An 18,981-nucleotide genomic window follows, 5' to 3' on the forward strand; every position below is an offset into this window, starting at 1 on the left:
TTACCCGATGAAAATCAACAAAGTCTTCACCGCACAGGCAAAAGCCAAAGGTGGCCGCGACGGCCAGGTTACGTCCAAAGATGAGGTAATCAACATTCCGCTGAGCACGCCCAAGGAGATGGGCGGCCCCGGCAAGCCTAACTCCACCAATCCCGAGCAGCTGTTTGCCGCCGCCTATGCCTCGTGCTTCGAGGGTGCGCTGGGCGTAGCAGCCCGCCAGGCCAAAGTGAAGCTCGACGGCGTGACGGTGGAAGCCCTGATTGGTTTCGGCCAAGCGGAAGACGGCGGCTACGGCATTTCGGCCGATCTGCACATCAACATCCCCGGCGTAGAGCAGGCCCAGGCCGAAGAGCTGGTGCAGGCCGCCCACGGCATCTGCCCTTACTCGCGCGCTACCCGCGGCAACATCGAGGTGAACCTGACTACCACCACCGAAGCTGCATAACTGGCCTCCTGGCCTGAAGTACAACCGTCATCCTGAGCAACCTTGGGATGACGGTTAATTTTTTCCTCGCTCTTTTCCCCACGCTATGAAAACCCAAGCCATTGTGCTGGCCAGCCGCCCCCAGGGCACGCCGACCGCCGAACAGTTCCGATTTGAAACGCTGGAGCTGCCGCCGCTGGCAGCCGGTCAGGTGCTGCTGAAAACCCGCTATGTGTCGGTTGACCCGTATATGCGCGGCCGGATGAGCGCCGCCAAGTCGTACGTGGCGCCGTTTGAAGTGGGCCAGCCGATTGCAGGTGGCGTGGTGGCCGAGGTGGTGGAAAGCCAGTCTGACGCGCTGCCTGTGGGCAGCGTGGTGGTGGGCAACCTGCCCTGGCAGCAGCACAGCGTTGCGGATGGCAAGAGCCTGAACCAGATTCCGACGGACAAGGCGCCGGTGAGCTACTTTCTGGGGCTGCTGGGCATGCCCGGCCTCACGGCCTACTTCGGCCTGCTCGATATCTGCCAGCCCAAAGCGGGCGAAACGGTAGTGGTATCGGGTGCGGCCGGCGCGGTGGGCATGGTGGTGGGCCAGCTGGCCAAAATCCAGGGCTGCCGCGTGATTGGCACCGCCGGCTCCGACGAGAAGGTGGCCTACCTGAAAGAGCTGGGCTTCGATGAAGCCATCAACTACAAAACTGCCAACCTTGCCGAAGCCCTGGCTGCCGCCGCCCCCAACGGCGTCGACTGTTACTTCGACAACGTGGGCGGCCCCATCACCGACGCCGTGTACGACCTGCTGAATAAGCACGCCCGTATTGCGCTCTGCGGCCAGATTTCCACCTACAACAGCACCGAAGCGCCGGTGGGCCCGCGCCCCGAGGGCAAGCTGCTCAAAACCAGTACCAAGCTGCAGGGCTTCATCGTGAGCGACTACCTGCCACAGTGGCCCGAAGGCGTTGCCAAGCTCACGGAATGGTATGGCCAGGGCAAGCTGAAGTTCGAGGAAACCATCACCGACGGCTTCGACCAGATTCCGGCGGCGTTCCTGGGCTTGTTTCAGGGCGACAACACCGGCAAGGCCATCGTGAAGGTCGCCTAGCTTTTTCCTTTCAAATCCCGCTTTTCATGGCAACTCCAGCTGAAATCTATTGCGTGGCCGCCGAGTGGCTGGTACCCGCTGAGCACATCGACACCGTCCGCGACCTGCTGATGCAAGCCGCCGCCGCCGTGCGCCAGCACGAGCCCGGCAACCTGCTCTACATTGCCCACGAGTCGGCCGACGAGCCCGGACGCTTCTTCGTGTATGAGCAGTACGCCAACCAGGAAGCGCAGATTGCGCACCGCGCTGCGCCCCACTTCCAGGACCTCGTGCTGGGCCGCATAGTGCCGCTGCTGGCCGAGCGCAAAACCTCCTTCTACCGCCTGCTGCCCGTCCAGGGCCAGTAAAAGCCGTAGCGCGAACTGTGTAGTTCGCGCCCCCGCGCCGTCCACACGATTTCAACGGCGCAATGGCACGAACTACACAGTTCGCGCTACTGAAACCAAACACCCGTTTTTCCCCTCCTTTTTCCTACAACCATGAACATTCTGATGGTATTGACGTCCCACGACCAGCTGGGCGATACAGGACATAAAACCGGCTTCTGGCTGGAAGAATTTGCCGCTCCCTACTACGTGTTCAAGGATGCCGGCGCCACGCTCACGCTGGCCTCGCCGGCCGGTGGCCAGCCGCCCCTCGACCCCAAGAGCGACGACCCCAGCGCCCAGACCGACGCCACCAAGCGCTTCAAAGCCGACACCGACGCCCAGCAGGCCCTGGCCAGCACCGTGAAGCTGGATACGGTAAACGCCGCTGATTTCGACGCCGTGTTCTACCCCGGCGGCCACGGCCCGCTGTGGGATTTGGCCGAGGACAAAAAGTCCATCGAGCTGATCGAGAACTTCTACGCCGCCGGCAAGCCCGTAGCGGCCGTATGCCACGCCCCCGGCGTGCTGCGCCATGTGAAAGACGCCAACGGCGAGCCGCTGGTGAAAGGCAAATCGGTAGCAGGCTTCACCAACACCGAGGAAGAAGCCGTGCAGCTGACCAACGTGGTGCCATTCCTGGTGGAAGACATGCTGAAGCAGAACGGCGGCGACTACTCCAAAGGCGCCGACTGGGCTCCTTACGTAGTGAAAGCCGGCAACCTGATTACCGGCCAGAACCCCGCCTCGTCGGAGCCGGCCGCTGAAGAGCTGCTGAAACTGCTGAAGAAATAACTTCGAGCTTCCTCAAGAAAAAGCCGCCCCGGCTGTGCCTGTTTCAGGCGCGGCCGGGGCGGCTTTTTTGGGTGTTGGCACAGTGCATCGGGTCCGGTCCGGCGGCTTTTTTCAGCCGTCGGGCCGGTCGCTGTAAGCTGACGTTGCTTACTACTGTGCACCCTATATCGTTCAATCGGCAACCGGTCCGACGGCTGAAAAAAGCCGCCGGACCGGAGCCATTCCTGCAAGGCGCCAATAAATTTCTACCCCAGCCGCCCATCCGGCGCGTACGCCAGCTCGCCCAGCTCCACCAGCTCCCGCAGCTGCTCCGTGACGGCCGTGGCCTGGCCGGGCGCGAAGTGCTTTAGCAGGTCGCGGGGCGTTTGGGGCGTGGCTTTGAGCAGCGTGAGCAACTGCTGGCGCAGGTCGGCGGACGGGGCGGGCGTTTGGCGGGCTTTCTTCTCGGCCAGGCAGAAGTCGCAGACGCGGCAGGGCGGCGCGTCCAGCTCGCCGAAATACTCCAGCAGCAGCTGCTGGCGGCAGCGGCCCCCGGCGGCGTAGCGCACCACGGCCTCGGTTTTGTGCAGGGCCAGGTCGCGGGCCTGCGTCAGGCGCTTCTGGTCCAGCGGCAGCTTGTCGGCATCGAAGCGCGGCGTGGTGAACAGCGCCTGCGGCGACTCCTGCCGCGGCTGGTACTGGATGATGCCCGAGCGGTGCAGGAACACCAGCGTTTTGCGCACGTCCACCACGCTCAGCTTGAGGTGCTGCGCCAGGCTATTTTCCGAAATCCGCTGAAACCCGCTGAACAGTTCCCCGCCATTGAAGCGCAGCAGGCTTTTGATGAGCTGGTCGTGCTGGGCGTTGGCCACCTGGAACCGGTACAGGTCCTGGTGGTCGATGGGGATGTGCACCCGGGCCGGCGTGTTCACGGCCTCGTTCAACTGCACAAACCCTTCGCGGGCCAGGGTGCGCAGGCTGTTGTGGGCGTCGAGGGCCTTGATGCGGTAGGTTTCGGCGAAGTGCTGAATGTCGAAGTCGAAGGCCACCAGCTCGCCACCGCCCACGGCCGTGCGCGAGAAGTTGGCCAGCGCTTGGTACACCCGGCGCACAGTGTCCAGCGGCGGGTAGCCCTGCTGGGTGCGGCGGCGCAGCTCGGCGGCATCGTTGGGTCCCTGCAGCAGCACGGCAAAGGCGTATTTCTCGTCGCGGCCGGCGCGGCCGGCTTCCTGGTAGTAGGCCTCCAGGTTGTCGGGCGCTTCCAGGTGCACCACCAGCCGCACGTCGGGCTTGTCGATGCCCATGCCGAAGGCGTTGGTAGCTACGATGCAGTGGATGCGGTTCTGCATCCAGTCCTGCTGGGTGCGGGTGCGCTGGTCACTGGGCAGGCCGGCGTGGTAGGCGGCGGCGCGCACGCCCTGCTGCTGCAAATAAGCAGCAGTGTCCTCAGTCTGGCGGCGGGTGCGGGCGTACACGATGCTGGTTTTGCCGGCCCCCACGCCCCGCACCACTTCCAGCAGCCGGCGCAGCTTGTCCTCGGTGGCCAGCGCCGAATACGACAGGTTGGGCCGGGCAAAGCTCTGCTGAAACACGCGTTGGCCGGGCCGAAACAGCAGCTTTTCCACGATGTCCAGCTTCACCTGCTCGGTGGCCGTGGCCGTGAGGGCAATGCACGGCACGCCGGGCAGCAGCTCCCGCAGCGCCGCAATCTGCAGGTACGGCGGCCGGAAATCGTAGCCCCACTGCGAGAGGCAGTGGGCCTCGTCGATGGCCAGCAGACTCACCTTCATGCGGCCCACCCGGGCCCGGAACATGTCGGTCTGCAGCCGCTCGGGACTCACGTACAGAAACTTCACCGGCCCGTACACGCAGTTGTCCAGGGTCTGGTCGATTTCCTGGTGGCTCATGCCCGAAAACACGGCCTCGGCCTTGATGCCGCGCTTGCGCAGGTTTTCCACCTGGTCCTTCATCAGCGCAATCAGCGGCGACACCACCACGCACAGCCCCGGCCGGGCCAGGGCCGGCACCTGAAAGCAGATACTTTTGCCGCCGCCAGTGGGCAGCAGCGCCAGCGTATCCTGCCCCGCCAGCACCGACCGGATAATATCTTCCTGCAGCGGCCGGAACGCCGCATGGCCCCAGTGCTGGCGCAGTACGTGCAGAATATCGTCGGTGGCGTGCTCGAGCATGGCGCAAAAGTAACGCGAAGCGCCGCTTCGCCGGGCACAAAAAAAGCCCGGCACCAAGCGGCACCGGGCTTTCGATATATGTAGTGGGGTGTATTTAGGCGGCAGCGGCCTGGCCGTTCTCACGGTCCTCGATGGCCTTGCGGAGCTTGGCAATGGCCTGAGTGGCACGCTCCTCATCGAGGCGGTTGATGTTGAGCAGCATCTTGGTTTTCTCGGGGCGCGAGATAACCGGATGGTTCAGCAGCCGGATGATTTCCTCTTTCTGCGACGCCGAGGCGTAGGCCGGAGCCGAAACCTCAGCAGCAGGCGCGTCGGCGGCTACGGCTTTCATCGGGGCCGGAGCTTCAGCAGCTACAACGGCCGGCGCGGAAGCCGGCACCACGGCCATAGCGGGTTGCGCGGCAGCGGGTGTGTTTCCGCCGTAGTCCATTTCCTCAGCCGGCGTGGGCTCGTAGCCGGCGGCGCGGATAATCCAGGCCAGGATATTGCGGTAAGCCTTGCCAATGGCCCGGGTCTGGGCCATGCTCATGATGGCAAACTCCTGGTAGAACTTCTTGCCCTGCTCTTTATTGGAGCAGATGGCGAAGCCCGCCCCTACCGTGTGGCCCGACTTCATGTCGAACAGCGTCACCTTGGCCTGGTACTTAATTTCCTGGTCCGTAGACACGTTAATCACGTGGTCGACGATGGGCACGATGCCCAGGCGCGAGCCAGCATACTGCCAGCCTTCCACGTTCACGAACTCCTTGCCCTGCACGGTGGTCGTGAGCTTGTTTTCCTTGATGAACTTGGCCAAGTCAGTCGCCAAGTGCAGCGTCTCGTCGGAGCGCGAGATGTCAAAGCTCTCTACTTTGGTCTTGCGAACCGGCTCTTTGATGGTCTTGGTTGCTTCGCTCATGGCGTCTGTCGTTTTGATGTCCTGTAATACCGTTGTGTGTTCTGGATATGTAACGCCCCAGCCTTAGCAAAGGTGCAAAAAATGACAGATTTTTTATCAATTTTTACCCTTGATATTCAACAACTTACAAACAATATTTCCAACAAGGTTAGTCGACTAATATTTTTGGGCTTTCCCGGCCGGTTTTCCACCCTGTTTTGCTGCTTCCGCGGCAGCTTGGCGGGGCAAAAACAAACCCCTTGCTCCGTTCCGGTGACGGGGCAAGGGGTTGGGCTGCATGGTCCGGGGCGGGTCGGACGCATGACCTGAGCCGGGGCCAAAGCCCGCGGCGTCGTAGAAGGTTCTGGTAGCTTCAACGCCCAGCGCCGCGCCGGGGTTCCGCCGGCCCTGCCGCCCAAACGCAACAGCGCCTCTCCCTGCAGCAGGAAGAGGCGCCGAAACAAGGCAGGTGTGCAGCCAGCTAGTTCTGGCCTTCCCAGATGTAGCCGTCCTTCATGGTGATCTTGCGGTCGGCCATTTCCGCCAGCTGGTCGTTGTGCGTCACGATGACGAAGGTCTGGCCCAGCTCCTTGCGCAGCAGAAAGAAAATCTGGTGCAGCTCCTGGGCGTTCTGCGAGTCAAGGTTGCCGCTGGGCTCGTCGGCGAAGATAATTTCGGGCGAGTTGATGAGGGCGCGGGCCACGGCCGTACGCTGCTGCTCGCCGCCGCTCATTTCCGAGGGCTTATGGTCGGCGCGGCGCTCCAAGTTCAGCATCCCGAGCAATTCTCGGGCCCGCACCCGGGTTTCCTTCTCCGAGCGGCCGGCCAGATACGCCGGCAGACACACGTTTTCGAGGGCCGTAAACTCGGGCAGCAGGTTGTGAAACTGGAAGATGAAGCCGATGTGGCGGTTGCGGAACCGCGCCAGCTCCGACCGCCGTAGCGAGCTGACCGACTGGCCGTCGAAGAGGATTTCGCCGGAATCGGGGTTATCGAGCGTGCCCAGAATGTGCAGCAACGTGCTCTTGCCAGCCCCCGAAGACCCCACAATGGACACGATTTCGGCCTTTTCGATGGTCAGGTCGATGCCCTTGAGGACTTCCAGCGTATTGTATTTCTTACGAACGTTGATGGCTTGCAGCAAAACGGAACCAGGTAAAGTGAGCCGGAGTACGAAAAACAAATCTACAGTTTGCCGCGCAGATTACACCGGCTTGCGGCCGGCCCACCTGCCGTATATGCCGCTGGCCGGCCCCACCGGCCAGCCGCAGATGCAAGCGGATTTCTGCAATTTGAGCCCTATACGCTGACGCACCTCCTTATGGCTATGGCTGTTTTTCCTTCTTCCCCCCGCTGGTCGTGGCTTTGGCTGGGGCTGGTGGCGGTGGCCCTGCTGTCAGCCTTGAGCCTAGCCCGGCGCCCGGCGCAGCCGGCAGACCTGAATTTGCCAGCCAACCCCGGCCGCCCGGCACCTGCCGGCACCTCGCTGACCAAACCGGAGAACCGCCTGAAGGGCGTCAACTGGGTGGGGGCCGACTCGGTGGCCAGCCAGGACCTGGAGCCGCTGGTGCGGGCCCACGTCAACTGGATAGCCCAGACGCCGTTTGGCTGGCAGGCCGGCGCTGCCTCGCCCGAAATCCGGATGCACACCGGCGCCGGCAGCCGCCACTACTGGGGTGAAAGTGACCGGGGCCTCGTGCGCACCGCCCAACAGGCCCGGCAGCGCGGCATCCATACGCTGCTCAAGCCCCACCTGTGGCTGCGCGGCCCCGGCGGCACCTGGCCCGGCGACATCAGCATGACCAACGAAGCCGACTGGCAGACGTGGTTTGCGGCCTACACCACGTTTATCGTGCACTACGCCGAGCTGGCCGAGGCCAACGGCATGGAGGCGCTGTGCATTGGGACGGAGCTGGAAAAAACCGTGGGCCACGAAACCGAGTGGCGCGCCCTCATCGGGCGAGTGCGCCAGGTGTACCATGGCCCGCTCACGTACGCCGCCAACTGGAGCGGCGAGTTCGAGCAGGTGAAGTTCTGGGACGCGCTGGACTACATCGGGGTGCAGGCCTACTTCCCGCTCAGCACCACCGAGCGGCCCACCAAAGCTGCCCTCCTCAAGGCCTGGCGTGAGCCGCTGGCCCGCATTGCCGCCGTGCAGAAGCGCTACGGCAGGCCCGTGCTGTTCACCGAGGCCGGCTACAAAACCACGCCCGACGCGGCCATCCAACCCTGGGTGTGGCCCGACCGCAACGCCCTGCCCGCCACCCCCGACGAAACCACGCAACGCGTGTGCTACGAGGCCATGTTCGAGACGTTCTGGCCGCAGCCCTGGTTCCGGGGCATCTTCATCTGGAAGTGGTACCCCGGCCTGCAGCCCACCGGCCCCGCCCACCGCCACCTCGACTTTACCCCCCAGCACAAACCCGCCGAGCAGGTAATGGCGCAATGGTATGGCAGGTAAATGTCATTGCGAGGAGGCACGACGAAGCAATCCTTCTTCTCGTCGCCGACATTATCCTTACAGCAAAGCCCTCCGGCAACAGGTTGCTAATCCGGCGTTGGAGAGGTTATCGGAAAGGAAAGCTTCGAGCAAATAGAGGAAAGATTGCTTCGCTCCGCTCGCAATGACAGCGCGGTTCAGCCTATAATTGCCTACTTTCGCGCTCAGTAACCCACCCCGAACTTCTCTTTAACCGACCTTTATGAACATTCACGAGTATCAGGGCAAAGAAATTCTGAAGCGCTACGGCGTGCGCGTGCAGGAAGGCATCACGGCCGACACTGCCGAGCAGGCGGTAGAAGCGGCCAAGAAGCTGACTGAAGAAACCGGCACGAGCTGGTACGTTATCAAAGCCCAGATTCATGCGGGCGGCCGTGGCAAAGGCGGTGGGGTGAAACTCGCCAAAAACCTGGAGCAGGTGAAAGAAATTGCTGGCCAGATCATCGGCATGCAGCTCGTAACCAAGCAAACCGGCGCCGAAGGCCGCAAGGTGCACAAGGTGCTGATTGCCCAGGACGTGTACTACCCCGGTGCTTCGGAAACCAAGGAGTACTACATGAGCGTGCTGCTGGACCGTGCCACCGGCAAAAACGTCATCATCTACACCACCGAAGGCGGTATGGACATCGAGGAGGTAGCCGAGGCGCACCCCGAGAAAATCCACCGCGAGCATATCGACCCGCGCGTGGGTCTGCGTCCGTTCCAGGCCGCTAAGATTGCCTTCAACCTGGGCCTGACCGGCGCGGCGCAGAAGGAGATGGTGAAGTTCGTGCAGGCCCTGTACAAGGCCTACGACGAGACGGACTCGGCCATGTTCGAAATCAACCCCGTTCTGAAAACCTCGGACGACAAGATTCTGGCTGTTGACGCCAAAGTAACCCTCGACGAAAACGCCCTCTACCGCCACAAGGACTTCGTGGAGCTGCGCGACACCAACGAAGAAGACCCGCTGGAAGTGGAAGCTTCGGCCTCGCACCTGAACTACGTGAAGCTCGACGGCAACGTGGGCTGCATGGTGAACGGCGCCGGCCTGGCCATGGCCACCATGGACATCATCAAGCTGAGCGGCGGCGAGCCGGCCAACTTCCTCGACGTAGGGGGTGGAGCCAACGCCCAGACCGTAGAAGCTGGTTTCCGCATCATCCTGAAGGACCCGAACGTGAAAGCCATCCTCATCAACATCTTCGGTGGCATCGTACGCTGCGACCGGGTGGCGAATGGCGTGGTAGAAGCCTACAAGAACATCGGCGACATTAAAGTGCCGATCATCGTGCGTCTGCAGGGCACCAACGCCGAAGAAGGCGCCCGCATCATCGACGAAAGCGGCCTGAAAGTGTACTCGGCCGTGTTGCTGAAGGATGCCGCTGAGCGCGTGAAGGAAGTGCTGGCTGCCCAGGGCATCTAGTCTCTCCAGACCAACTGCTTAGCATAGAAAAGGCCCGTCCGGATATCCGGACGGGCCTTTTTCGTTGGGCTATTGAAAGCTGCGGTTAGCCTTTGGCAGCTACGCCGGCGTTTTCCTCGGCTTCTACGGGCAGGGCCTCGCCTTTCACGCGCAGCTCTACTTCCATGTTGCCGCGGGTGCCTACCGAGTATGGGCAGATTTTGTGGGCCTGGCGCACCATTTCCACGGTTTTCTGCTGGTCGAACGATTTCAGGTCGACGTCGAGCACAGCCGACAGACCGTAGCCTTCGCCTTCCTGAAACAGGGTCACCGAGCATTTCACTTCGGTTTGCGGGTCGAGCTTGTCGCCGGCGCGCTGGGCAATAACGAGAAGCGCCTGCTGGAAGCACGACGAGTAGCCAGCCGCAAACAGCTCTTCGGGGTTAGTGGCGTTTTTCTTGCCGCCCAGCCCTTCTGGCACCGACATATCCATGTCGATGATGCCGGTGGCGGAGCGCACGTGGCCGCTACGGCCGCCTACTGCGGTGGCGTCGGCGGTATACAGGTTCTTTTTTTCGGTGGAAGCCATACAGTAAATAAATTCGGGTTGTGTGGTTAGGCTAACTGCTTTACCGGCCGGAAGGTTGTGTGCGGGCTGAACATGATTTTGCAGAAAATGGCCTGTATTGTTTTGCGCGGCCGCATTTTCTCTCTAGTTTTGCGCCTCCTAACCGGGTCGCGTAGTACAACGGATAGTATAGGAGTCTCCGAAGCTCTTGATCCAGGTTCGATTCCTGGCGCGACCACAGAAAGCCCCTTAGCGCACCGCTAAGGGGCTTTTTCCATTTTTATCCAGCTGCTGGTAAAACAAGTCAGTCACGCCCTGGCTCAAGCGCAGAGCGGGGCGGGGTTTCCGGGCTTGTGGTGGTGTCGGGCGCAGGTGCGGCGGTTAGCCGGCGGGCAGCCAGAAAGAAATACCAGACCACGAACCCAATCAGGGCCGCGCCGCTCAGCGTTACGATGATTTCTGCGGTGTCCATGCGGAGTTAGGATTTGGAAGGCTTGAAGCCGCGCAGGCGCAGCGAGTTGGTCAGTACCGATACCGAGCTCAGGGCCATAGCCCCGGCCGCCAGCATCGGCGACAGTAGCCACCCGAAAACCGGGTACAGCAGCCCGGCGGCTACGGGAATGCCCAGCGCGTTGTAGAAGAACGCAAAAAACAGGTTCTGGCGGATGATGCGCATGGTTTGGCGTGAGAGCTGCAGGGCCGTCACCACGCCCTGCAGGTCAGAGCGCATGAGGGTGATGCCGGCCGCTTCCATTGCCACATCGGTGCCGCCGCCCATGGCCAGCCCCACGTCGGCGCGGGCCAGCGCAGGCGCATCGTTGATACCGTCGCCGACCATGGCCACCGTGCGGCCTTCGGCCTGCAGGGTTTGCACCTTGGCGGCCTTGTCCTGGGGCAGCACCTCGGCAAAGTAGCGCGTGATGCCCACCTGCTGGGCTATCTGGGCGGCCACCTGCGGGTTGTCGCCGGTCATCATCACCACTTCCAGGCCCATGCGCTGCAGCTGCCGGATGGCCGCGGCGGAGGTATCGCGCACGGTGTCGGCCACGCCGATAAGCCCGGCGGCCTCGCCGGCCACGGCCACGTAGAGCACGGTTTTGGCCTGAGCCAGCAGCACTTCGGCCTGCTGAAGCACGGCGGGCGGTAAACTGATACCGACCTCCGCCAGCAGCCGGGCATTGCCGACGAGCACCAGCTGGCCGTTTACGGTGGCCTGGGCGCCCTTCCCTTCCACGGCCCTGAAGCCGCTGGCCGGCAGCGCAGCGGCCTGCTGGCTGTCGGCGTAGCGCACCACGGCGGCGGCCAGCGGGTGCTCACTCTGCCGCTCTACGGCCGCCACCAACGGCAGCAGCTGGGCGGCAGCCTGGCCGGCAGCGGGCACAAAATCCGTGACGGTCGGCTCGCCGCGGGTGATGGTGCCGGTTTTGTCGAGCAGCACGGTGGTTACCTGATAGGCCTTTTCCAGCACTTCGGCGTTGCGGATCAGTACGCCGTGCTCGGCGCCATTGCCGGTGCCCACCATGATGGCCGTGGGCGTGGCCAGCCCCAGCGCGCACGGGCAGGCAATGATGAGCACGGCCACAAAGTTGACCAGCGCCAGCGGCAGCCGGGTTTCGATGGGGGCCAGATCAAACCAAAGCACGAAGGTGAGGATGGCAATGACGACCACCGTGGGCACGAAAATGGCGCTGACCTTATCGGCGAGGCGCTGGATGGGGGCACGACTGCCTTGAGCGTCTTCCACCAGCTGCACAATGCGGGCCAGCATGGTGTCGGCGCCGGTTTTGGTGACGCGGAAGCGGAAGGAGCCGGTTTTGTTGAGCGTGGCCCCGAACACCGGGTCGCCGGGCCGCTTTTCCACCGGCAGGCTTTCGCCGGTGAGCATGGCTTCCTCCACGGCCGAGTGGCCTTCTTCGAGGATGCCGTCGGTGGCGACTTTCTCGCCGGGCCGCACCAGCACCAAGTCGCCGGGGCGCACCTGCTCGATGGGGACGTCCACTTCCTGGCCGCCGGGCCGCACGAGGCGGGCCGTTTTCGCCTGCAGCCCCATCAGCGCCCGGATGGCGGCCGAGGTCTGGGTTTTGGCCCGCAGCTCCAGCACCTTGCCCAGCAGAATCAGGGCAATGATGGTGGCCGTGGTGTCGTAGTAGACTTCGGGCATGATGCCGCGCTGCCGGAAAAAGTTGGGCAGCAGCGTGGCGGCCAGGCTGTAGAGGAAGGCCGCGCCGGTGCCCACGGCAATGAGCGTGTCCATGTTGGCGGCGCGGTGCCGGAAGCCATTCCAGGCGGCGGTGTAGAACTCGCGGCCGCTGTAGAGCAGCACAGGCAGCGTGAGCAGCAGCAGGCCGTAGTTGAGCCATTGCATGTTGATACGCTGCATGGCCGCAGGCCACAGCATGAGCATGCTCAGGGGCATGATGACGAGCGCCAACCCGGCCGCCACCCAGAACCGGCGCTGCAGGTGCTGGTAGGCCAGGGCTTTCTGCTGGTCGAGCTCCAGCTGCCGGTCGGCGGCGCTGGTGTCGGGGGCGCGCTCCAGCACGCCGTAGCCGGCCTGCACCACGGCCTGCTTCAGGGAGGCCGGGCTGGCCTCGGCGGGCAGGTAGTCGATGGTGGCTTTTTCGGTGGCGAAATTCACGACGGCCCGCTGCACGCCGGGCGTGCGGGCTAGGGACTTCTCCACGAAGGAGGCGCACGAAGCGCAGGTCATGCCTTCGATGTCGAGGGTTTCGGTTTTAAGGTCGGGTTCCATAGGGTTGGGCACGCGTAACGCCGGCCGGGGTTGGGCCCGGCCGCAAGGCGGCAATGCACTTACAAAGGAACACTGCCAGAAGGTCCGGGACCGTACGGAATCCAACCGAATAGTTGCATAATTCTCCCTCGCCCGGATCGGCAACCGGCCCTGGCGTGGCCTGGAGGCCGTTTTCCTGTTGGCTCGGTCTACCGCCTGCCGCGCCCTGCGTATCGGCTGTATCCGAAGCTGCGTAAACGGGTGCAGCACACGTTGCGCTTCTGGCACCTGCTTTTTGCCGGGCGCTGGCCTTTCCTTCTTTTCGCCTTTCTGTCTTCTTCTATGAAAAAACCTGCTTTCCCCCTGGCCCTACTTTGCGCGAGCCTGCTGCTGGCTGGCTGCAACCCCGACGCCAAGACTCCCACCACCGCCGACTCCGCTCCGGCCGCCCACGATATGGCCGGCATGGACCACTCGGCTATGGCCCACAACACCGACAGCGCCGCCTCGCCGCAGCTCACGGCCATGAACGAGATGATGCAGCAGATGCACGCGGTGCCCATGCGCGGCAATACCGACCACGACTTCGCCCGCCACATGCTGGCGCACCACAAAGGCGCCGTGGTGATGGCCGACCTGGAGCTGCGCGACGGCAAAGACGCGACCATGCGCCGGCTGGCCGAGGAAATCAAGGCCGGCCAGCAGCAGGAAATAACGGCGCTGGAAGCCGCGGCCACCCGCCTCGCCGACGCCCCCACCAACTACAACCCGGAGCAGGCCACGGACCCGTTCGCCAGCAAAATGGCGGCTTCCATGAGCGGCATGATGCGCAACATGCCCCAGCCGGTGGCCGACCCCGACATGAACTTCAACATGCTGATGACCGTGCATCACCAGAGTGCCGTGGACATGGCGCAGGCCGAGGTGGCCCACGGCCAAGACGCGCAACTCAAGGCCCTGGCCCGGCAGATGATAGCCACCCAGCAAAAGGAAATTGCGGCGTTCAAAGCCTGGCACAATCAGAACCCAGAGAAGATGTAGCTGCATGCCCTCCCACGAAAAGCCCTGGTCCTGCGCTGGAACCGGGGCTTTTTCGTTTCTTGAAGGGGCTGTTGCACCTGCGGGGTGTGGCCGGCTGAATAGAAAACGTGTTAACCTGGCAGCATGCGGTACAGTACGTTCGAGGTTTTGTGGTTTGTGCTGGCCTACCCGGCGTCGTTGCTGCTGGCCGTGGCGGTGGGCTACCTGTTTGCCGAGGTGTACTACCGCCGCCGCCAGCGCGTCTGGAAGCCGTCGGGCATCGAAAGCGCCCTGATTACGGTGTTCGGCTTGCTGCTGTCGTTCACGCTGCTCTCGTCCAACAACTCGCTCAAGGAGCGCACCGGCCTCATTCACCAGACTTCGGATGCCATTGCCGAGCTCTACCGCGAAAGCCAGCTGCTGCCGGCTCCGGAGCGCGCCGCCGTGCAGCGGTTTCTGCTGCAGCTGCTGCAGCTGGAGCTCAACGAGCACCGCCCCCGCCGCCCCCACGACCCCGCCCACCTCCGCCGCCTGGAGCGCCTCGACCAGCAGTTCTGGCAGCAGCTCAGTGCCGCCGGGCGTACCTCCCCGGCCCGTGCCGACAGTGTGCGGCGGCTGTTGCCGGCCTTCAACAAGCTTGATTCCAACACGTTTCGGCTGCACTATTCTTACCGGGAGGGCACGCCCTATTCTATTCTGTCGCTGCTGTTTGTCTCGTCGTGGGCCATTGGCATTCTGGTGGGCTTCACCAACAGCGCCCAGGAAACCCGCCACTATTTCGTACCCATCCTGTTCGTGGTAATTTCCGTGCTGACCATCCAGTCGATTCGCGACCTGGACAATCCGGAGCTGGGCTTCATTCGGCCCGACTACGGCAACCTGCAGGATCTGCAGCGCATCATCTCCCGCAGCCACCCGCCCGCGCCGCGGCCCTGAAATCCCTGGGCGCCATCGTTCAGCTTGGTGGGTCTGGGGCTAGGCAGGCGTATGCGGGCGTTTCTATATTCTTGGCAGGGTGCAGAAGAATCCGGTATATTTGATTAGGCCGGGCCAGTTCCCACCCCTGGCAGGGCCTGTTGTTACTTGAGAAAAGCAGAACTCTTTCGGGAGCTTCAACTGCTGCTATGCCTGCTGACCGGGGCGCTGCTGGCGGGCTGTGCGGAGCCGGCCAAAACGCCGGCCTACCGCATCGGGTTTTCGCAGTGCAGCACGTCGGGGCCATGGCGCGAGGCCATGCTCAACGGCATCAACCGGGAGCTGAGCTTCCACCCCGAAGTGCAGCTGCGCACCACCGACGCCCACGACAACAGCGACCTGCAGCAGCAGCAGATCCGCACGCTGGTACAAGGCGGCCTCGACCTGCTGATTGTGTCGCCGTATGAAGCTGGGCCCGTAACGCCGGCCGTGGAGGAAGCCTACGCCCAGGGCATTCCGGTGCTGCTGCTTGACCGCCGCACGGCCTCGCAACGCTACACCGCCTACGTGGGCGGCGACAACCTGGAAGTGGGCCAGACGGCGGCCCGCTACGGCGCCCGCCTGCTGGGTCGCCCGCAGGGCGAAGTCGTTGAGATTGTGGGCACACCCGGCTCCTCGGCTACTTCGGAGCGCCACCAGGGCTTCGCCGAGGGCCTGAAAGCCTTTCCCGGCCTTCGGGTGGTGGCCCAGGTGACCGGCAACTGGCAGGAAAAAACCCTGAAGCCGGCCCTCGTGGAGGCGTTGCGCGCCCACCCCAACGTGGCGCTGATTTTCGCCCACAACGACGCCATGGGCCGCGGCGCCTACGAAGTGTGCCAGCAGCTCGGGCTGACCGGCAAGGTGCGCATCATTGGCGTGGATGGGCTGGTGGGCAAGGGTGAAGGCATTGACCTGGTGCAGCGCGGCATCCTTGATGCGTCTATCCTGTACTCGCCAGGCGGCGAGGACGCCATGCGCACGGCCCTGAAAATCCTCAACAAGCAGCCCTACGACAAGGAAAACACGCTCGGCACCATTGTCATCGACTCCACGAACGTGCTGACCCTGCAGCAGCAGACCGACAAGATGACCAGCCAGCAGCACGACATCGAGCGGCAGCAGGGCCTGCTGCAGCGGCTGCGCGCCACCTACGCCAGCCAGCAAACCATCCTCTACGGCCTGCTGGCGACGCTACTCGGGGCCTTGGTGCTGGGGGCGTTGGCCTGGCACTCGGCCCGCAAAAACCGGCAGATCAACCGGCAGCTGGCGCTGCGCAATGCCGAAAACGACAAAATCAACCAGCAGCTGCAGCAGCAGAACGAGGAAATCCGGCTGCAGCGCAACCAGTTGGAGGCCCTGGCCGAGCAGTCGCGCGCCGACACGGAGGCCAAGCTGCGCTTCTTCACCAACTTCTCGCACGAGCTGCGCACCCCGCTCACCCTGATTCTGGGGCCCGTGGAAGAGCTGCTCACCAGCACGCCCGACCTCACCGCCGCCCAGCACCAGGACCTGGCTTTGGTGCGTCGCAATACCCAGCGCCTGCTGCAGCTCGTAAACCAGCTGCTGGATTTCCGCAAAATTGAAGTGGGCAAAATGGCCGTGCGCGCCACCTACGGCAACCTGGTGGCCTTTGTGCGCGAAATCGTGGATGCCTTCGAGAAGCCGGCCCGGCTACGCGGCGTGCAGCTGCGGTTTCTGGCCGCCGAGCCCGAGTTGCTGGCCTGGTTTGATGGCAACATCCTCGACAAGGTGTTCTTCAACCTGCTCTCCAACGCCCTGAAGTTCACGCCCGAGCAAGGCCGCATTACCATCAGCCTGCAGGCTAGCCCCAACGGCCAGGGCCTGCGCGTGAGCATCGCCGACACGGGCCGCGGCATCAGCGACCAGGACCAGGCCCACATTTTCGAGTGGTTTTACCAAGGCGACCAGGGCGCCGTGGCCAAGGGCTCGGGCATGGGACTGGCGCTGGCCCAGGGCCTCGTGCGCCTGCACCAGGGCCAGCTCACGTTCAGCAGCCAGCCCGGCCAGGGCAGCACCTTTGTGGTGGCGCTGCCCCGCGAGCTGCCCGAAGCCCTGCGCTCCACCAGCGAGGCGCCCACCGCCAGCTTCCTGCTCGATGAGCCTGAGGCCATTGCCGCCACCTTCAGCCCCGAGCTGGAAGCCACCACGGCCGCCCCGGCCGATGGCGGCAGCGAGACACTGGTGTTGGTGATTGAAGACAACGCCGAAGTCAACGACTTTCTGGCGCGGCGGCTGCGCACCGATTTCCGGGTGCAAAGCGCCACCGACGGCCACACCGGCTTCCGCATGGCCACCGACCTGATTCCGGACCTGATTGTGTGCGACGTGATGATGCCCGGCCTGAGCGGTTTGGAAGTGGTGACCCAGCTGCGGGCCGACTGGCGCACCAGCCACATTCCGGTGGTGCTCCTCACGGCGCGCAGCGCGCCCGAGCAGCAGGTGGAAGGCGTGCAGGCCGGCGCCGACCTCTACCTCACCAAGCCCTTCAACCCCACCTTCCTGCTGGAAAGCGTGCGGACGCTGCTGGCTAACCGCGCCCGCCAGCGCGAGCATTTCCGGCGCGAGCTGTCCGTGGATACGGCCACGGTGGCCACCAACCCCGACCAGAAATTCCTGGCCGACCTCACGGCCATCGTGGAGGCCCACCTCACCCGCACCGACCTGAGCGTGGAAGACATTGCCCGCAGCCTGGGCATTTCGCGCATGCAGCTCTACCGCAAAGTGAAGGCCGTGCTGGGCACCGGCGTCACCGACTTCATCCAGAACCTGCGCCTCACCAAAGCCCGCGAGCTGCTGCTTGATGATGCCCTCAGCATTGCCGACGTCGCCTACGAGCTGGGCTTCTCTTCGCCCTCCTACTTCTCCACCAGCTTTAAGGGGCGCTACCAGATTTCGCCTTCCGAGTTCCGGGCCCTGCACATCACCCCGCACCACTGATACAATCCTGAAAGCCGTGTGCTAAAAACGAAACCGCGCCTGTAACAGGCGCGGTTTTTTTATTTTTAATCAATTGATATTCAATTTATTATACCACATTATGATACTGTTCGATTTTTGAAATAAATCAGCAAGCCTTCGGGGTAGCAGCAGACGACTTTTGTTGAAATCGTCCTGCGTCCATGAACCCATCTGCCCCCATTGTCTGCCTCGGCGAGTTCCTTTGGGACATGCTGCCCGATGGCCGCCAGCCCGGCGGCGCGCCGTTCAATGTGGCGCGGCACCTGCGGCAGCTGGGCCAGCCGGTGCAGCTCATCAGCCGCGTCGGCGACGATGAGCTGGGCACAGATCTGCTGGAGCAGCTGGCCGCGCAGGGTCTGGGCCAGGAGCTGATTCAGCGCAGCCAGACCCACCTGACGGGCGTGGTGAAAGTGACGCTGCGCCACGGCCGCACCACCTACAAAGTGGTAGAGCCCGTGGCCTGGGACTACCTCCAGCACACCGACGAGCTGCGCGATACCGTGGCCGGCGCCCGCATGCTGGTGTATGGGTCGGTGGCGGCTCGCAGCCTGGCTACCCGCGAAACGCTGTACCGCCTGCTGCAAGTGGCGCCCTACAAGGTGTTCGACGTGAACATGCGCGCCCCGCACTACACCCGCTCGGTGGTGCAGTACCTACTCCGCCAGGCCGATCTGGTGAAGCTCAACGAAGCTGAACTCACCGAAATAATGGGCTGGCTGGGCCAGCCCGCTACCCCGGCTACAGCGCTGCCGTGGCTGGCGGCGCACTTCGGGCTGCAGGCCGTGTGCCTCACCCGAGGCGCGGCCGGCGCCACTCTCTGGCACGGCGGCCACCTGCTGGAGCAGCCCGGCTTTGCGGTGGCTGTGCAGGACACACTGGGCAGCAGCGACGCCTTCCTGGCCGCGCTGCTGGCCGACTGGCCCACTGCCTCTCCTGCCGCCAGTTTGCGGCGGGCCTGTGCGGCGGCCGCGCTGGTGGCCACGCACCGCGGCGCCGCGCCGCTTTCGGAAACCGCCATTCTAGACCTTACCGGCTAACCCGGCCCGCAACGCCTGCCACCAGCAGGCGGGCGCCGCTTCTGCTCTTCCACTACTTCGTCTCACCTAACCCACTT

General features: G+C 63.7%; 16 protein-coding genes and 1 tRNA gene. 11 read left to right on the top strand and 6 right to left on the bottom strand.

Features of this window, described 5'->3' with window-relative positions:
• Positions 1-7: 7 nt before the first annotated feature.
• The 4 genes from N008_RS01690 (at position 8) to N008_RS01705 (ending at position 2,686) form a co-directional block, all read left to right on the top strand.
• The gene (locus tag N008_RS01690) at positions 8-445 is read left to right on the top strand and encodes an organic hydroperoxide resistance protein (RefSeq protein WP_044013264.1); all 438 of its coding nucleotides are present in this window, start codon (positions 8-10) and stop codon (positions 443-445) included.
• Positions 446-530: 85 nt separating this feature from the next.
• Positions 531-1,526, top strand: coding sequence for an NADP-dependent oxidoreductase (locus tag N008_RS01695; RefSeq protein WP_044013266.1), 996 nt, complete (start codon positions 531-533; stop codon positions 1,524-1,526).
• A gap of 26 nt (positions 1,527-1,552) precedes the next feature.
• On the top strand, positions 1,553-1,873 hold the full coding sequence (locus tag N008_RS01700) for a putative quinol monooxygenase (RefSeq protein ID WP_081910551.1): 321 nt from the start codon (positions 1,553-1,555) through the stop codon (positions 1,871-1,873).
• A gap of 132 nt (positions 1,874-2,005) precedes the next feature.
• Positions 2,006-2,686 (top strand): type 1 glutamine amidotransferase domain-containing protein, encoded by a 681-nt coding sequence (locus tag N008_RS01705; protein ID WP_044013268.1) that lies wholly within the window; start codon positions 2,006-2,008, stop codon positions 2,684-2,686.
• Positions 2,687-2,931: 245 nt separating this feature from the next.
• Here N008_RS01705 and N008_RS01710 read toward each other — a convergent pair whose 3' ends face one another.
• From N008_RS01710 to N008_RS01720, 3 genes are all read right to left on the bottom strand, one after another.
• Entirely contained in the window at positions 2,932-4,854 is a 1,923-nt protein-coding gene (locus N008_RS01710; RefSeq protein WP_044013270.1) for an ATP-dependent DNA helicase RecQ, read from the bottom strand.
• A 94-nt stretch (positions 4,855-4,948) separates the two neighbouring features.
• Positions 4,949-5,752, bottom strand: coding sequence for a hypothetical protein (locus N008_RS01715; protein ID WP_044013273.1), 804 nt, complete (start codon positions 5,750-5,752; stop codon positions 4,949-4,951).
• A gap of 460 nt (positions 5,753-6,212) precedes the next feature.
• Entirely contained in the window at positions 6,213-6,875 is a 663-nt protein-coding gene (locus tag N008_RS01720; RefSeq protein WP_044013274.1) for an ABC transporter ATP-binding protein, read from the bottom strand.
• A gap of 183 nt (positions 6,876-7,058) precedes the next feature.
• Here N008_RS01720 and N008_RS01725 point away from each other — a divergent pair, with 183 nt between their 5' ends.
• Positions 7,059-8,192 carry a glycoside hydrolase family 113 gene (locus N008_RS01725; protein ID WP_156108957.1) on the top strand — a complete coding sequence of 378 codons (1,134 nt, stop codon included), beginning with the start codon at positions 7,059-7,061 and terminating at the stop codon, positions 8,190-8,192.
• Positions 8,193-8,433: 241 nt separating this feature from the next.
• Positions 8,434-9,636 (top strand): ADP-forming succinate--CoA ligase subunit beta, encoded by a 1,203-nt coding sequence (gene sucC / locus N008_RS01730; protein WP_044013276.1) that lies wholly within the window; start codon positions 8,434-8,436, stop codon positions 9,634-9,636.
• An 85-nt stretch (positions 9,637-9,721) separates the two neighbouring features.
• Here the strand turns inward: sucC and N008_RS01735 are convergent, their stop codons facing one another.
• Positions 9,722-10,204: an Ohr family peroxiredoxin gene (locus N008_RS01735; RefSeq protein ID WP_052381080.1), complete on the bottom strand. Its 483-nt coding sequence runs from the start codon at positions 10,202-10,204 to the stop codon at positions 9,722-9,724.
• 145 nt (positions 10,205-10,349) lie between these two features.
• On the opposite strand from N008_RS01735, the gene N008_RS01740 reads away from it, so the two are divergent.
• Positions 10,350-10,421 (top strand) — tRNA-Arg (locus tag N008_RS01740).
• A gap of 66 nt (positions 10,422-10,487) precedes the next feature.
• Here N008_RS01740 and N008_RS22895 read toward each other — a convergent pair.
• Together N008_RS22895 and N008_RS01745 are read right to left on the bottom strand one after the other, a co-directional pair.
• Positions 10,488-10,655: a hypothetical protein gene (locus N008_RS22895; protein WP_156108958.1), complete on the bottom strand. Its 168-nt coding sequence runs from the start codon at positions 10,653-10,655 to the stop codon at positions 10,488-10,490.
• A 6-nt stretch (positions 10,656-10,661) separates the two neighbouring features.
• Entirely contained in the window at positions 10,662-12,935 is a 2,274-nt protein-coding gene (locus tag N008_RS01745) for a heavy metal translocating P-type ATPase (protein WP_044013278.1), read from the bottom strand.
• 321 nt (positions 12,936-13,256) lie between these two features.
• Between N008_RS01745 and N008_RS01750 the strand changes: the two genes are divergently transcribed.
• The 4 genes from N008_RS01750 (at position 13,257) to N008_RS01765 (ending at position 18,904) form a co-directional block, all read left to right on the top strand.
• On the top strand, positions 13,257-13,955 hold the full coding sequence (locus tag N008_RS01750; protein WP_052381081.1) for a DUF305 domain-containing protein: 699 nt from the start codon (positions 13,257-13,259) through the stop codon (positions 13,953-13,955).
• 123 nt (positions 13,956-14,078) lie between these two features.
• The gene (locus N008_RS01755) at positions 14,079-14,870 is read left to right on the top strand and encodes a hypothetical protein (RefSeq protein ID WP_044013280.1); all 792 of its coding nucleotides are present in this window, start codon (positions 14,079-14,081) and stop codon (positions 14,868-14,870) included.
• A 147-nt stretch (positions 14,871-15,017) separates the two neighbouring features.
• Positions 15,018-17,846, top strand: a complete 2,829-nt coding sequence (locus N008_RS01760; RefSeq protein WP_052381082.1) for a substrate-binding domain-containing protein — start codon at positions 15,018-15,020, stop codon at positions 17,844-17,846.
• A 182-nt stretch (positions 17,847-18,028) separates the two neighbouring features.
• Positions 18,029-18,904, top strand: a complete 876-nt coding sequence (locus N008_RS01765) for a carbohydrate kinase family protein (protein ID WP_044013282.1) — start codon at positions 18,029-18,031, stop codon at positions 18,902-18,904.
• The last annotated feature ends 77 nt before the right edge of the window (positions 18,905-18,981 follow it).

The sequence above is a fragment of the Hymenobacter sp. APR13 genome (assembly GCF_000737515.1).
In the GTDB taxonomy this organism is placed as follows: domain Bacteria; phylum Bacteroidota; class Bacteroidia; order Cytophagales; family Hymenobacteraceae; genus Hymenobacter.